Here is a 14,269-nt window from a genome sequence, read left to right on the forward strand (position 1 = left end):
TAATTATTTTCATTTTCTCTTGAGGTGGTACAGACCATTAACCCCTGGTTTTTTTAGGGTGTTTATCCCCTTGACTACTACATAGCACAGCGGCAAACTCACAAAAGAGAATGAGATTTATTTTTATTTATTCGTAATTTGATTAAGTTGGCGTACACGTGGCTCAAAACGCGACAAAGCCGGAGCTGGTTCTTGAAAACCTCTCTGCTGGCTACCAGAAAAAAATCATCGTCGATGATATTTCCCTCACTATTCCATCTGAAAAAATGACCGTGCTGGTTGGGGCCAACGGCTGCGGGAAATCGACGCTGCTCAGTACAATGGCGCGCCTGCTGCACCCGATGGGTGGCGCGGTATTGCTCAATGGCACAGCCATTCACCACCAGCCGACCAAAGCGGTCTCGCGTGAACTCGGCATTTTGCCGCAATCGCCGCTGCTGCCCGAAGGGCTGACGGTGTTTGAGCTGGTGTCGCGCGGGCGTTTTCCGTGGCAGAACTTTATGCGCCAGTGGACCGATGCCGACGAGCAGGCGGTCGAAGAAGCGCTGCGTCTGACGGGCACGCAAGAATTTGCGCATCTGCCCGTTGAAAGTCTTTCCGGTGGTCAGCGTCAGCGCTGCTGGATTGCGATGGCGCTGGCCCAGCAGACGCCGACCATTCTGCTGGATGAACCGACCACGTTCCTCGATCTACGTTATCAGGTGGAGATCCTCGAACTGCTGCACGATCTGACGCGCCATCACGGGCGCACTGTCATTGTTGTGCTCCACGATCTCAATTTTGCGGTGAACTACGGTGATACGCTGGTCTTCTTACGCGAAGGCAAAGTGGAGGGCGTACTGCACGAGGGCGACGTCTGCACGGCTGAACTGATCAAAACCGTCTTCGACGTGGACGTGCAGATGTCAGTCAACCCGATGACCGGCAAACCGTTTTTCATGCCGTTTCGCCGCAGTAGTGGGAAACCGTGATGCGCGCAGGTCTGGCTTCCGTCGTTTTTCTGGCGCTGCTGCTGATGGGCGCAATCATTCATTTGGGCCTCGGTGCGCGCTTTATTCCCCCGTCTACCGTGGTGCAGGCGTTTCTGGCGTTTGACCCGCGCAACTTCGATCACAACGTAATTATCAACCTGCGCCTGTTGCGACTGGCGGCGGCGCTCATTACCGGCGCAGCACTTGGCGTAGCCGGCGTGCTGTTGCAGGCGGTGATCCGCAATCCGCTGGGCGAACCGCATATTCTCGGCTTAAACGCTGGCGCCGCGCTGGCGGTAGTCATCACCAGCGCGCTCGGGCTGGCGCTGCCGTTTGGGCGGCCGCTGATTGCAGCGGCGGGTGCGGCGATCCTGTTTCTGATGGTGCTCACCCTGTCGTCTGCCGGACGCACCGGCCTGACGCCGATGAAAGTGACGCTCTGCGGCGTGGCGCTGTCGGCGTTTGCCTCGTCCATCACCGCGGCGGTGCTGATCCTCGATGAACAAACTCTGCTGGCGATGCGCACCTGGCTGGCGGGGGATCTGGCGGGATTAAGCTGGGCGACGACGCAACATGCCGCCTGGGTGGCTGCTGCAGGATTTGCATTCTCCCTGTGGATCGCACCTTCTTTAAACATGCTGGCGCTCGGCGATCGCATGGCCCAGGGGCTGGGCGTGTCGATTGTGCGCACGCGGATACTCGCCCTGATCGCCATCGCGTTACTGTGCGGCGCAGCGGTGTCGATTGCCGGGCCGATTGGTTTTATCGGTCTGGTGGTCCCGCAGATTATCCGCCGTCTGGTATCGGTGGATTTACGCGTCATGGTGCCGCTCTGTGCCTGCTGCGGTGCACTGGTGCTTTTGCTGGCAGATATCGCGGCGCGCACGCTGTTTACGCCGCACGAACTGGCGACCGGCGTAATGACCGCACTGGTCGGCGCACCGGTGTTTATCCTGATGGCCGCGAGGATGTTCCGATGAGCCGGGCTGTTTTACGCGCCGAACTGCGCCCGCTGCGTTGCGGACAATTTTCCACATTAATCCGCCCCAAAGCGCTGGGCTGGTTAGCCGTATTAACCCTGTTGATCTTCTCGCTGCTGGTACTGGGCCTGACGCACGGCACACTTCCCGTTCCGACGTCTGATGTCGCACGTGCGCTGTTTTATCCCGATGCGTCGAGCGCCGACGCCCGTTTCATCGTGCAGGACATCCGTCTGCCGCGCTTGCTGATGGCGCTGCTCTGCGGGGCGATGCTCGGCATGGCGGGGGCGGCGATGCAGTCCATCACCCGCAACGGGCTGGCCGATCCCGGTCTTATCGGGGTGAAAGAGGGCTGTAGCGTGGCGGTGTTGCTGCTGATTTTCCAGTTTCCGACGCTTTCCGTTCTCTGGCGTCCGGTGGTGGGGATGGCGGGCGGTTTGCTGACAGCGCTGCTGGTGATATGGCTTGCCCGCGACATTTCCCGTCCGCGCTTTATTTTGATTGGCATTGGCGTGTCGTGGACCTTCGCCGCCGGAATGGGGGTTTTCATGACCACGGCGGACGTGCGAGACGTGCAAACCGCGCTGCTGTGGCTCGCCGGGAGCCTGCACGCAGCAAACTGGACGCTGGTTGGCGTGGCGGCGGGCTGGGCGCTCCCCGCGTTTGCGCTGCTGCTGTTTACGGCCCGCGCGGCGGATGTCGCGCTACTCGGGAATCACACCGCGACCGGGCTGGGCGTGCGGACCTCGCTTCTGGCGCTGCTGCGCGTACTGGCCCCGGTATTACTGACGGCGGCCTGCGTGTCGTGCGTCGGGAGCATTGGTTTTGTCGGTTTGATTGCGCCGCATATGGCGCGTTTTCTGCTGCGCGGGGGGCAGACTACGCTGCTGGTGGGCAGCGCGGCGCTGGGTGCGCTGCTGGTTTTGCTCGCGGATAACATTGGTCGGCTGGCGATTCTGCCGCTGCAACTGCCTGCGGGTATTGTTATCTCGCTGATTGGCGGTCCGTTTTTCCTGGTGCTGCTCTGGGCGCGCCGGGACCGGTTTTAAAAGGGGAATGAAATGCGCGTTATGTTTTTGATGCTACTGCTGGCGGGGTTTTCCGCGAGCGCAGCGGAACCGGTTCAGACGTTTACCGATGATTTAGGGCGCACGGTGACGGTGCCTCTGCACCCGAAACGCATCGTGTCGCTGCACGATCTCGATATTACCATTCCGCTGATCGAACTGGGCGTCCCGCCGGTGGCGAGTCACGGACGTACGCGCCCTGACGGCAGCCATTTTATCCGCTCCGGTGGGCTGCTGACGGGGGTGGATTTCGATAATTCGTCTATCCAGTTTATCGGCACGGCGGATATTGATATTGAAGCCATTGCCGCCGCCAAGCCGGATCTGATCATCACCGAGCCAACCCGCAGCACGCCGGTTTCGCAGTTAGAGAAAATCGCGCCGACGGTAAGCATCGATCATCTTGACGGCGGTGCGCCGGAAATCTACCGCAAGCTGGCGCAGCTGACCGGCACGCAGGAGCGGCTCAAGATCCTTGAGCGTCGCTATCAGGATCAGATCGCCGCGCTAAAAGCGACGATCGAGACGAAGAAAACGAGCGTCTCGGTGATCCAGGCTAATCAGGGCAAGATCACGGTGATGCACAGCTATCACTCCCTGGGCCGCGTGCTGCGCGACGCCGGATTCACCTTCCCGCCTCTTATCGACAATATTCCCGAAGGTGGCCGCATTGACGTCAGCGCCGAACGCCTGCCGGAGCTGGATGCGGATTTCGTCTTTGCCACCTGGCGCGGCGACACGGGCGGCAAACCGCAGGACGAGCTGGCGGCGATGGAGGCCGTCATGCCCGGCTGGTGCCAGTTCGTTAACGCCTGTCGCACCGGACATTACGTGCTGATTTCACGCGAGGAGGCGATCTCCAACTCCTTCGCCTCGCTGGGGTTAATGGCCGCGCAGATCCAGTCACAAATCGCCGGTCGTCCGTTGCCGGAGGTGAAATGATCAGAAAAGACAAATCTCGCGTAGATGTCTACGGCGAGCGTTTTCGCGCTCGCGCGCATCAGCTCACGCCGCGCCTGCTGCTGGTCGCCAGTTACATCAATGACAATCGTGAAGCGGTGATGGAGCAAACGGCGATGGAAATCGCTGCGCTGCTTAAAACCTCCGATGCGACGGTGGTGCGCGCTATTCAGGCGTTGGGTTTTGCCGGTTTGCGCGATTTGAAACAGACGCTGGAACACTGGTTTGGACCGACGCTCAGTTCCAGCGAGAAGATCACCACCACCGTGAAGGCGCTGACCAGCGACGTCAATTCAAGTATCGATTTTGTGCTGGAAGGGCATCAGCACACCTGCGAGATATTATCGGAACCACAGAACCGTTACGCGTTGGCGCAGGCGGTGGCGCTGCTCGCAGAGGCTCGCCAGGTGGCGATTTTTGGTATTGGCGCATCGGGGATTCTGGCGGAATATACCGCGCGATTGTTTAGCCGCATTGGCCTGCCAGCGATGGCGCTGAATCGCACAGGGATTAACCTCGCTGAGCAGCTGATTGAGCTCCAGCGCGGGGATGTACTGGTGATGATGGCGCAAAAATCCGCGCACCGGGAAGGACAAACTACCCTGCGTGAGGCCCGCCGTTTAGGTATTCCGACCATTCTGCTGACCAACGCTGTCGATTCGCGATTCAGCAAAGAGGCGAGCGTGGTGATCCACGTTCCGCGCGGTAACGAGAAGGGTAAAATCCCGCTGCACGGCACGGTGATGCTGTGTCTGGAGATGATTGTGTTATCGGTGGCATCCACCGCACCGCAGCGCACGATTAAGTCTATGAAACGCATCAATGAATTTCATCGCGGATTAAAACCGGGGAAGAAAAGTGCTTAACACATTCCCCCTCACCCTAACCCTCTCCCTCAAGGGAGAGGGGACCGTCTGGTGTTCTCCTTCACCCACAATGGAGAGGGGACCCGGTGTTCTCCCTCTCCCGTGGGAGAGGGCCGGGGTGAGGGCACCAGACCGCACCCAACTTCAACCGCCCGAATGATTCTTCCGGTACTGCAACGGCGTCTCACCGATCCCCTTCCTGAACGCGCTGATAAAATAGGTCACATCCGAAAATCCGACCCGCGCACCAATATCCCGCACGCTCTCGTCGCTGTGCAGCAGGCATTCGCAGGCCTTTCGCAGCCTCAGCGTATTCAGATAATCGTGAATTTTCTCGCCCGTCTCCGAGTGGAATTTACGTGAAACGTAGCTGCGAGATTTACCCAGCTCAAGCGCCAGCGCGTCGAGGCTAAATTTGACCTGATAGTTCTCATCTAGCCAGAACATCACCTGGCTGGCGATGCCGTGGCTACTGCCGGGTGCGCCATCGCTGTCGTCCGGCAGCATGGCAAATAAACTGATCAGCAGGCTGGCGACGCTTTCGCTGTTCATCGGCGGCTGATAGCAGTTCAGCAGATGATTAATATGAACCTGACTTTGCGCCACATCGGCCACCCACGCGGGCCCGCCGCGCCGCGCCAGCTTTTGTAATCGCTGCTGCGCCTGCGGGAAATCACGTAGCACTTTCAGCACTGCGTGGTGATCGAGGTGAATAATAGTGCGCCGATAAATCGCCTCGGCCTGCTCATCAACCATCACTTTGTGCAGTGTAAACGGCGGGAAGAAAAACATCCGTCCGGGGCGCATGGTGTAGTGACGGTTATCGACGATCGCCACGCCAAAACCCTCTTCGACATACAGAATTTCCAGACACTGATGCCAGTGGTGATAGCGCACGGTATTGGCGAACAGGCGGCTGAACGACACAATGGTATCGTTGAGGGTGATCAGCTCCAGATGGTCAGATTTTGGCGTGTCGCGCATAGTGCAATAAAACTCAACTTTTACCCGTCTCTTCTCCGTTATAAACCACCTTTTTAAATTTTCTCAACTTCGGGTTTATTCATCTCTCTTCCCTGTGACACGGCTAACATTTCTGAGGGTTATGGATTCACTATTCTTTGCCGCAGATGATTACGAGGACGAGCGTATGTGGGCGGCAAATAAAGAAACATCAAATCCGTTGTCTACCCGCCAGGATGTGGTGGCGGAATTAAATACCCTGTTAGGCGCGCTGGATAAACAGTTTACGCCGGGCAGTTCACGCATTTCACTGGGTGATACGTGTGCGCACTACGCGACGGATATTGCGCAGATGGAGGGGCTGTCGCGCGCGTTGTGGGGCCTGTTTCCGCTGCTGGCATCTGGCGACAGCACGCCCTATAGCGAGAAATACATCACCGCGATTAAGCAGGGCACCGATCCGCACAGTGCAGGCTACTGGGGCGAAACCGCGCCTTACGATCAGCGTCTGGTGGAGATGGCTGCCTATGGACTCGGGCTGGCGCTGCTGCAAAACAGGCTCACAGATCTGTTCAGCGAGCGCGAGGTGCAAAATCTGCACGCGTGGCTGAATCAAATCACCGATGCCCAGATGCCGGACAGCAACTGGAACTATTTTGCCATTATGGTCCAGCTCGGTTTTAAACGCGCCGGATTGCCGTTCGATCAATCTGCTATCGATCACCGCTTTGCGCTGATGGACGCCTACTATCTGGGCGACGGCTGGTATTCCGATGGCGTGGGCCGCCCAAAAGACTATTACATCTCGATGGCGTTTCACTTTTACGGCCTGATCTACGCCACCCTGAGCGGCGAAGAGAAGAGGGCGGCTGTGCTGCGCGACCGCGCACGCCAGTTTGCTGATGATTTCATTTATATGTCCGCCGCCGACGGAGCCTCGATTCCGTTTGGCCGCAGCCTGACCTACCGCTTTGCGATGGTCGCTTTCTGGAGCGCGGTGGCATTTTCTGGGCTGGATGTGTTCACGCCAGGCATCGTCAAAGGCATCATTTTGCGCCATCTGCGTTGGTGGCAGCATCAGCCGATCCTCGATCGCGACGGTATTCTGACGCTCGGTTTTGCCTATCCGAATCTGGCGATGTGCGAGGACTACAACTCACCGGGGTCGCCGTACTGGGCACTGAAAACCTACCTGATCCTGGCGCTGGATGAGGGAAGTCCGTTCTGGCAGGCAGAGGAACAGCCGTTGCCGAAACGCGCGGAAAAACACCTGATCCCCAACGCGCAGCAGATAGTTATCCACACCGACGATTCGCAGCAAGTCACGCTGCTTACCGCCGGACAGCTTGAGCTAAATAACTACGTCAACACCGAGGCGAAATACACCAAATTTGCCTACTCCAGCCGCTTTGGTTTCACCATTGAGCGTGGGCGCTACGGCATCAAACACGCGGCCTGCGACTCGATGCTGCTGCTCTCTGACGGGGATAATTACTTTCGCGGTCGTCGCGATTGTGAGGAAGTGCGCGTCGATGAAAACTTCATTTTCTCGCGCTGGTCGCCGTGGCACGACGTGCATATCGATACCTGGCTGGTACCGTTTGGCGAGTGGCATCTGCGCCTGCATCGCGTGGATAGCGCCCGCAGATTGCAAACGGTGGAGGGCGGATTTGCGGTGATCAAAACAGAGCATCGCTTGCAGGAGCGCGGGGCTGTGTTGAATGCCCAGAACGGCAGCAGCGTGATTGTCGACCTCTCGCCAGAGATGGCGCGCCAGCCCGACAGCATCGTCACCCCGCCAAACAGCAGCGTGATGTTTGCAGAGTGCGCGTCGATTCCTGTGCTCATGACTGAAATCCCGGTCGGGGAAAGCTGGCTCTGCTGCGCCGTCACCGCTTCCGGGGAACAGAAAAACTACACGGTCACCCCGCAGCTGCATATCAACAATAACCAGGTCGTGATTAACGAACCGGGAAGCGAACGTCAGTTGTCGTTCTTTATATAAACACTCTGGACCCTACAAGTTGGCGAGGATTCTATGAAAATCAGCTCAACGAATAAAACCGAATATTACAAAATCAGTACCTTTATTTTTCTCTATTTCTTTACCTGGTCGGCCAGTATTGGCCTGCTGGCTATCTGGCTCGGCCAAAAAGCGAATCTCAGCGGTTCGGTGATTGGTACCGTATTTGCGGTGAACGGCGTGTTCTCCGTTATCCTGAAACCGATTTATGGTTATATTCTCGATAAAATCGGCATGAGCAAATATCTGCTCTATTTTGTCGTCGCGATGTCGGCATTGATGGCTCCGTTCTTTATTTATGTCTATCAGCCGTTACTCATGTCTAACACGATGCTTGGGATTATTATTGGTGCGCTCTATTTAAGCTTCGCCTGGTATGCGGGCGTGGCGGCGTGCGAATCCTATTCCGACCGCTTTAGCCGTTTGAACGGTATGGAGTTCGGCCAGATCCGCATGTGGGGATCGCTCGGTTGGGCGGTGGCGTCGTCATTTTCCGGCCTGCTGTTTAATCTCTCTCCGGCGTACAACTTCATTATGGGCAGCGTGGCGTCGGTTATCATGCTGATCGTCTTGCTGAACCTGAAAGTGAACACTAACTCCGTCCATGCGGGTGAGGTGCTGACCAAAGAGAAAATTGCGCCATCAGACGTTTACGCGCTGCTGCGTAACCGCAAATTCTGGGCCTTCTGTCTGTATGTGGCGGGCGTGGCGTGGATGATGTTTATCGCCGAACAACAATTCTCGCGCTACTTCGTGACCTTCTTCGACGATGTACATCAAGGCAACGCGGTATTTGGCTATCTGGGCACCGTGCAGTCGGGGATGGAATTCCTGATGTATATGGTTATTCCGCTATTCGTTAACTTTATTGGTGCCAAACGCGGGTTATTAATTGTCGGATTAGTGGTCGGCGCACGTTTGATTATTTCCGGGATGTGCGATTCGCATCTGTTAATTTCGATTCTCAAACCACTATACGGTCTGGAAATCTGCCTCCTGCTGGTGTCGGTCTTTAAATATATCGCCGAACATTTCGATAAACGCGTGAACGCCACCATGTATTTATTAGGCTATCAGGCGATGCTGTATGTCGGGAACGTGGTGGTCTCTTCACCAGCTGGATATATGTATGACCGCATTGGCTTCGAACAGACCTATATCATCATGGGCGTCACGGCGCTGACCTTTACGATTATTTCTGCCTTTACCTTATCTGCCTGTCAGAGCAAATGGCGCGGTAATCAGGCAATAAACGTCTCAGAACAACATCCATCACGCTAATTTTTGATGTCAAAGAAGGAACCGAAATATGTTAAATCGTATCGCAGAGGAACGCCTGTCCGATATTCCTGTACCCGTTGATGCGCGTGCGTTCAGGGATGAATTAAGCTCGGCGCGGGATCATGTCCTCGAACTGATTAGCCGTCATTTAACGGAGTTCGGTGAAAAATTCCCGGCGGAAACCTGTGAGGATGGGTTCTACCCGCTGACGGAAAACGTCGAGTGGACCACCAGCTTCTGGACCGGACAGCTGTGGCTGGCGTGGGAGGTGAGCGGCGACGAAAAATTCCGCCAGCTTGCCGAGAAAAATGTGCGCTCGTTTGGCCTGCGCATCGCCGGGCGCAACGACACCAATACTCACGATTTGGGCTTTCTGTATACCCTGTCGTGCGTGGCGGCCTGGCGTCTGACCGGCAACCGTGAAGCGCGCGGTTTCTCGCTGCTGGCCGCCGAAGCCTTACTGGAACGCTTCCATGAGAAGGCGAAAATCATTCAGGCGTGGGGCGATCTTTCTGACCCGGAACAGGCCGGGCGGATGATCATCGACTGCAACATGAACCTGCCGCTGCTCTACTGGGCAACGGAGCAGACTGGCGATCCGCGCTTTGCTGAGGCGGCTAAAGCGCATGTGATGCAGGCGGCGACCTATCTGATTCGTGAGGATGCCTCGACGTTCCATACTTACTACATGGACGTGAAAACCGGTGCGCCGCGCTACGGCAATACGCAGCAGGGTTATGCGGACGACTCATGCTGGTCGCGCGGCCAGGCGTGGGGGATTTACGGTTTTCTGCTGAGCTACATCTACACCGGTGACGAGACGATGATTGCCCTGTCGAAACGGCTGGCGAACTACTTCCTCAACCGTCTGCCGGAGGATTATGTCTGCCATTGGGATTTGGCGCTGGTGGGCACCGATGCGCTGCGCGATTCGTCGTCAGCGGCGATTGCAGTGTGCGGTTTGCTGGAACTGGTGAAGCACCTGCCGGTGACCGATCCGGATCGCGAGCGTTATCTGGAGTGGGCGAAAGGGATGATGTCGTCGTTGACCCGCCACTATCTGATGGGCAAAGAGGAGAAGGGCAACGGGCTGCTGAAGCACTCGGTTTACCATCTGGCGAGCAATAAAGGGGTGGATGAGTGTGCCAGCTGGGGGGATTATTTTTACGTTGAGGCGCTGGTACGGTTTACGCAGAGCTGGAAGTTGTACTGGTAATAAAAAAAGCCCGGTGGCGCTTCGCTTACCGGGCCTACACATGTGCGGTCTGTGTTGCCCGGTGGCGCTTCGCTTACCGGGCCTACGGGTCAGGGTTGGGTTTTGTAGGCCGGGTAAACGCAGTGCCACCCGGCAAAGTCCACGAAACTTAAACCCCTTGCTCCAGAATACGGATATGCGTTTCCAGAACGTTCCCTTTCACCGCTTCACTCCACGCTTTCATGTGCGGAGTTTGCAGATGCGCTTCCAGGTGTGCCACGGTTTCCCACAGTTCAACCATGATGATCGAATCGGGTGCGGTGGTCTGGAAGCTCACGCCAGCGGCGGTGTCGACCATCGGCGCATAGCCGTGGCAGCCTTCTTCTTGCAGCACGGTCGGGATAATCTTCGCAAATTCATCCAGCACCGCCTGACGGTGATGTTGGCCTGGACGCGTACGGATTTCAGCAATGACAGTAAGCATGGTTAACTCCTTCTATACCCGGCATACTTCAAGCCGCAGCTGCGTTGGCTGCGTTCACTCACCCGAATCACTCACTTATGTAAGCTCATCGGGACTCGCTCGCTTGCCGCCTTACTGCAACTCGAATTATTTGGGTCTAATTTTGAATTACCAGTTAAGCAAAAATCTCAGCCAGATGCTTGCGATATTCTGCGATATAGCGCGGCACGTCCGGCATTTTAATCACGTCGTTGACGATGAAGGTCGGCAATGGCTCCAGCGCCAGGAACTGGTTGGCTTTGTGGAACGGCAGATAAGCACCGTCTACACCCACGCCGTGGAAGAACTGATCTTCATCGGTGAAGGCATCCAGCGGGGCGTTCCAGGTCAGTGACAGCATGTATTTTTTGCCGTGCAGCAGACCGCCGGAACCGTACTTTTTGGAGGCGTCGGAACGGGTGCGGCCATCGCTGGCGTACAGTGAACCGTGGCCTTCGGTGAAGACATCATCCATGTACTTTTTGACGGTCCACGGTGCGCCCATCCACCAGCCTGGCATCTGCCAGACAATCACGTCGGCCCACAGGAAGTTGTGCACTTCAGCCTGAATGTCGTAATCGCTATCGGCACGCACAACCTTAACATCATGCCCGGCGTCGCGCAGGAAACCATCCGCGACCTCGGTCAGGGTGTCATTCAATTGACCATTGGAGTGGGCGAATTTTTTCGCACCGTTGATAATCAGAATGTTGCTCATTATTTGTCCTCAGACTGGCGAGTTTGGCCGTCATGTTACCCGTAATAACGGTGCGGAAAAATAAGCAAAATGTGCAAAGTCTTTTGCTCATAGGGCAATAATCGAACTACCAACTCACCTTCGCTTCAAACCCGCCTTCGTGCGCATTCGTAAGCGTTAACCGCATTCTGTGCAGCGTTGCGATGCGTTGGACGATCGACAACCCCAGTCCGCTACCGGTCTGTTCCTGGCCCGGCGGACGATAAAAACGCTCGCCGATCCGCGCCAAATCAGCGGCAGAAATTCCCGGTCCGTTGTCGCGTACGGTAAAACTCTGCGCATCCAGGGTGACATCCACCTGGCTGCCGTGCGGGCTGTAGCGCACGGCATTATCCAGCAGGTTGCGCACCAGCAGGCTCAGTAAAAGCGGCTGACCGGAACGCACAACCTGCGGCGCGTTGATGTTCAGGCGCAGTTCGATGCCCGCCTGCTGCGCCGGGTGGTAAATATCCATCACCGCCGATTGCAGCAAATCGGCGAGGTTAATGGGCTCAATATCATCGAGATTTTCCAGCGAATCGAGCCGCGACAACGTCAGGAGCTGATCCACCAGCCGCGAGGCGCGATCGATGCCAGCGTGTAATTGTTTGAGCGCTTTTTCCTGAGCCTGTGGATCGTCCATCGACAGCTGCGCCACGTCGGTCTGCACTTTCAGGGCCGCCAGTGGACTGCGCAGCTCATGGGCGGCATCCGAGGTAAAGCGTCGCTCGCGCATCATCATCTCCTGAGTGCGTTCGAAAAGATGGTTCAGGGCGTCGAGCAATGGGCGCACTTCCGTCGGTAGTCCTTCAGTTCCAAGCCGGTCAGTCGCGTCAGGCGAACGCTGTCGTAACGCCAGCGCGAGGTTTTTCAGCGGGCGCAGTTCGCGGGCGAGTAACACGATCAGCAACAGCAGCATCAGCGGAAGAGCGACCAGCCACGGAGTGAGCTGAGAGGTCACAATATCCAGCGCCATCTCCTGGCGGTATTCCCACTCCTGGCCGACCACAATCCGGTATTTGCCATTTGGCGCGCTCAGCCACAGAAAGCGCCACTCGTCGTTATCGTCTTTAATGCGGCCGTTATCAAAACCATCGCGGCGATAGTGATACGGAATATCACGGCCATTTTCGCCGTCGTTGAGCAGCATTTTCCCGTCGGCGGAGTAGATGGCAAAAGCCAGCGCATCGTCATCCAGATGCCCGTGTTTGGCTTTTTTGGGCACGTCGGCCATTCGCACCGGTGCGTTGAGCTCGTTGAGATCCATCGTCATCAGCCGTTTGGCAAACAGCATCTGCTGAGTGTCGAACAACTTATCGAGCTTGTGGGTCGTTTGCTGCCAGGCGACGAGACTTGCCGCCAGCCAGGCGCCGACGGACAGCACGAGGAAAAGCAGCGTCAGGCGCAGCTTCAGGCTAAGGCGTTGAGTCAGTTTCATGCATCACCCAGGGTATAACCGATGCCGTGCACGGTGCGGATAAAATGGCTGCCGAGCTTGCGGCGTAAATGGTGGACGTGGACTTCGACGGCGTTGCTGGAGACGTCGTCGTCCCAGGTGTAGAGTTTTTCTTCGATCAGTTTGCGCGGCAAAACGCGGCCCGCGTTACGCATCAGCAGCTCCAGCAGGGCGAACTCTTTTGGCTTGAGAGGCAGCGTTTCGCCATTCAATGTGGCGACCAGGCTGACCGGGTCCAGCGTCACATTGCCGTGGCGTAACTCACTGCGGGCCATGCCGTGCGTGCGACGGACCAACGCTTCAAGCCGTGCCGCCACTTCGACCAGAGCAAATGGTTTGCACAGATAGTCATCCGCACCGAGACGTAAACCTTCGACGCGTTGATCGAGAGCATCGCGCGCGGTGAGGATCAGCACCGGTTCGCTGCGTCCGTTTTCGCGCCATTCGCGCAAAATTTCCAGACCATCCATCCCCGGCAACGTGAGGTCGAGCACTACCGCATCGAAAGGGGCGGTATAGAGCGCGGCTTTCCCGGTACCGCCGTCGGTAAACCAGTCAACGCTAAAGCCCATTTTGCTGAGGCCCGCTTTGATGCCGTCGCCAATCATCCTGTCGTCTTCTACCAGTAAAATGCGCATGTTCCCTCCTTGATGCTGCGAGATAAATGCAGTAAACCCTCTGTGACATCATGCTGTACAGCATTAAAATTTATATTTTCCCCTTAAGAAGTCGTTAAGGTTTACCCTGTTTAATGGAGTTCAACACCACATTAAAGGGAGAGAAAACGATGAAAAAATTCGCAGCCATTACGGCAATCATGATGATGACCACAGCCCCGGTATTTGCAGCACAGGGGGGATTCAGCGGTCCGTCCGCCACCCCGGCGCAAACCCAAACGCAGCAGGGCGGTTTTGTGGATAATGACGGCAACCTCACCACGGCGGCAAAAGTGAAAGATCAGAAGGACGATAGCTGGGTCAAATTGCGCGGGAACATCATCGAGCGCCTGTCTGACGACCGCTACCTGTTCCGCGATACGACCGGTACGGTGAATGTGGAAATTGACCACAAACGCTGGAACGGACAGACCATCACCCCGCAGGATAAGGTCGAGATTCAGGGTAAGGTCGATAAAGAGTGGAACGAGTTTGAAATCGACGTGAAACAGGTCTTCAAACTGGACAAATAATGTCGAAAAGGGCCGATTCTACGGCCCTTTTTCTTTGTGACTCAACTCGTCAGATAGGGTAGTATCTGCGGCAATATTGC

General features: G+C 56.5%; 14 protein-coding genes. 9 read left to right on the top strand and 5 right to left on the bottom strand.

Features of this window, described 5'->3' with window-relative positions; genetic code table 11:
- The first annotated feature begins 158 nt into the window (after window positions 1-158).
- The 5 genes from JBO43_RS14685 to JBO43_RS14705 are packed head-to-tail and all read left to right on the top strand — an operon-like array spanning window position 159 to window position 4,844.
- Window positions 159-971 (top strand): ABC transporter ATP-binding protein, encoded by an 813-nt coding sequence (locus JBO43_RS14685; protein WP_202674595.1) that lies wholly within the window; start codon window positions 159-161, stop codon window positions 969-971.
- Window positions 968-1,951 (top strand): FecCD family ABC transporter permease, encoded by a 984-nt coding sequence (locus JBO43_RS14690; protein WP_202674596.1) that lies wholly within the window; start codon window positions 968-970, stop codon window positions 1,949-1,951. The genes JBO43_RS14685 and JBO43_RS14690 overlap by 4 nt, the downstream gene beginning before the upstream one ends.
- The gene (locus JBO43_RS14695; RefSeq protein ID WP_202674597.1) at window positions 1,948-3,000 is read left to right on the top strand and encodes a FecCD family ABC transporter permease; all 1,053 of its coding nucleotides are present in this window, start codon (window positions 1,948-1,950) and stop codon (window positions 2,998-3,000) included. The genes JBO43_RS14690 and JBO43_RS14695 overlap by 4 nt, the downstream gene beginning before the upstream one ends.
- A 12-nt stretch (window positions 3,001-3,012) precedes the next feature.
- Window positions 3,013-3,960: an iron-siderophore ABC transporter substrate-binding protein gene (locus tag JBO43_RS14700; protein WP_202674598.1), complete on the top strand. Its 948-nt coding sequence runs from the start codon at window positions 3,013-3,015 to the stop codon at window positions 3,958-3,960.
- Entirely contained in the window at window positions 3,957-4,844 is an 888-nt protein-coding gene (locus JBO43_RS14705; RefSeq protein ID WP_202674599.1) for a MurR/RpiR family transcriptional regulator, read from the top strand. Before JBO43_RS14700 ends, JBO43_RS14705 begins: the two co-directional genes overlap by 4 nt.
- 144 nt (window positions 4,845-4,988) lie before the next feature.
- Here JBO43_RS14705 and JBO43_RS14710 read toward each other — a convergent pair whose 3' ends face one another.
- Window positions 4,989-5,828: a helix-turn-helix transcriptional regulator gene (locus tag JBO43_RS14710; protein ID WP_095283389.1), complete on the bottom strand. Its 840-nt coding sequence runs from the start codon at window positions 5,826-5,828 to the stop codon at window positions 4,989-4,991.
- A gap of 166 nt (window positions 5,829-5,994) precedes the next feature.
- Between JBO43_RS14710 and JBO43_RS14715 the strand changes: the two genes are divergently transcribed.
- From JBO43_RS14715 to JBO43_RS14725, 3 genes are read left to right on the top strand one after another with little or no spacing between them, the layout of a single operon-like run.
- A complete protein-coding gene (locus tag JBO43_RS14715) occupies window positions 5,995-7,812 on the top strand; it encodes a DUF2264 domain-containing protein (protein WP_202674621.1) in 1,818 nt (605 codons plus the stop codon).
- Window positions 7,813-7,845: 33 nt separating this feature from the next.
- On the top strand, window positions 7,846-9,111 hold the full coding sequence (locus JBO43_RS14720; protein WP_202674600.1) for an oligosaccharide MFS transporter: 1,266 nt from the start codon (window positions 7,846-7,848) through the stop codon (window positions 9,109-9,111).
- Between the two features lie 28 nt (window positions 9,112-9,139).
- A complete protein-coding gene (locus tag JBO43_RS14725; protein ID WP_202674601.1) occupies window positions 9,140-10,327 on the top strand; it encodes a glycoside hydrolase family 88 protein in 1,188 nt (395 codons plus the stop codon).
- Window positions 10,328-10,475: 148 nt separating this feature from the next.
- Here the strand turns inward: JBO43_RS14725 and JBO43_RS14730 are convergent, their stop codons facing one another.
- From JBO43_RS14730 to qseB, 4 genes are all read right to left on the bottom strand, one after another.
- A complete protein-coding gene (locus JBO43_RS14730) occupies window positions 10,476-10,790 on the bottom strand; it encodes a putative quinol monooxygenase (protein WP_095283386.1) in 315 nt (104 codons plus the stop codon).
- A 154-nt stretch (window positions 10,791-10,944) separates the two neighbouring features.
- Entirely contained in the window at window positions 10,945-11,526 is a 582-nt protein-coding gene (locus tag JBO43_RS14735) for an NAD(P)H-dependent oxidoreductase (protein WP_202674602.1), read from the bottom strand.
- 106 nt (window positions 11,527-11,632) lie between these two features.
- A complete protein-coding gene (gene qseC, locus JBO43_RS14740; protein ID WP_202674603.1) occupies window positions 11,633-12,982 on the bottom strand; it encodes a quorum sensing histidine kinase QseC in 1,350 nt (449 codons plus the stop codon).
- Window positions 12,979-13,638: a quorum sensing response regulator transcription factor QseB gene (qseB, locus tag JBO43_RS14745; RefSeq protein WP_095283383.1), complete on the bottom strand. Its 660-nt coding sequence runs from the start codon at window positions 13,636-13,638 to the stop codon at window positions 12,979-12,981. Before qseB ends, qseC begins: the two co-directional genes overlap by 4 nt.
- 149 nt (window positions 13,639-13,787) lie before the next feature.
- On the opposite strand from qseB, the gene JBO43_RS14750 reads away from it, so the two are divergent.
- Window positions 13,788-14,189 (top strand): YgiW/YdeI family stress tolerance OB fold protein, encoded by a 402-nt coding sequence (locus JBO43_RS14750; protein WP_202674604.1) that lies wholly within the window; start codon window positions 13,788-13,790, stop codon window positions 14,187-14,189.
- Window positions 14,190-14,269 lie beyond the last annotated feature (80 nt).

Source organism: Lelliottia jeotgali (assembly GCF_016771845.1).
GTDB lineage: Bacteria > Pseudomonadota > Gammaproteobacteria > Enterobacterales > Enterobacteriaceae > Enterobacter > Enterobacter jeotgali.

Excerpts from the sequence above, each read along its gene's own strand:
- JBO43_RS14720 (WP_202674600.1), top strand. The coding sequence starts at position 7,846 with ATGAAAATCAGCTCAACGAATAAAACCGAATATTACAAAATCAGTACC.
- JBO43_RS14735 (WP_202674602.1), bottom strand. The coding sequence starts at position 11,526 with ATGAGCAACATTCTGATTATCAACGGTGCGAAAAAATTCGCCCACTCC.
- JBO43_RS14695 (WP_202674597.1), top strand. The coding sequence starts at position 1,948 with ATGAGCCGGGCTGTTTTACGCGCCGAACTGCGCCCGCTGCGTTGCGGA.
- qseC (WP_202674603.1), bottom strand. The coding sequence starts at position 12,982 with ATGAAACTGACTCAACGCCTTAGCCTGAAGCTGCGCCTGACGCTGCTT.
- JBO43_RS14725 (WP_202674601.1), top strand. The coding sequence starts at position 9,140 with ATGTTAAATCGTATCGCAGAGGAACGCCTGTCCGATATTCCTGTACCC.
- JBO43_RS14705 (WP_202674599.1), top strand. The coding sequence starts at position 3,957 with ATGATCAGAAAAGACAAATCTCGCGTAGATGTCTACGGCGAGCGTTTT.
- JBO43_RS14715 (WP_202674621.1), top strand. The coding sequence starts at position 5,995 with ATGTGGGCGGCAAATAAAGAAACATCAAATCCGTTGTCTACCCGCCAG.
- JBO43_RS14700 (WP_202674598.1), top strand. The coding sequence starts at position 3,013 with ATGCGCGTTATGTTTTTGATGCTACTGCTGGCGGGGTTTTCCGCGAGC.
- JBO43_RS14710 (WP_095283389.1), bottom strand. The coding sequence starts at position 5,828 with ATGCGCGACACGCCAAAATCTGACCATCTGGAGCTGATCACCCTCAAC.
- JBO43_RS14730 (WP_095283386.1), bottom strand. The coding sequence starts at position 10,790 with ATGCTTACTGTCATTGCTGAAATCCGTACGCGTCCAGGCCAACATCAC.
- qseB (WP_095283383.1), bottom strand. The coding sequence starts at position 13,638 with ATGCGCATTTTACTGGTAGAAGACGACAGGATGATTGGCGACGGCATC.
- JBO43_RS14750 (WP_202674604.1), top strand. The coding sequence starts at position 13,788 with ATGAAAAAATTCGCAGCCATTACGGCAATCATGATGATGACCACAGCC.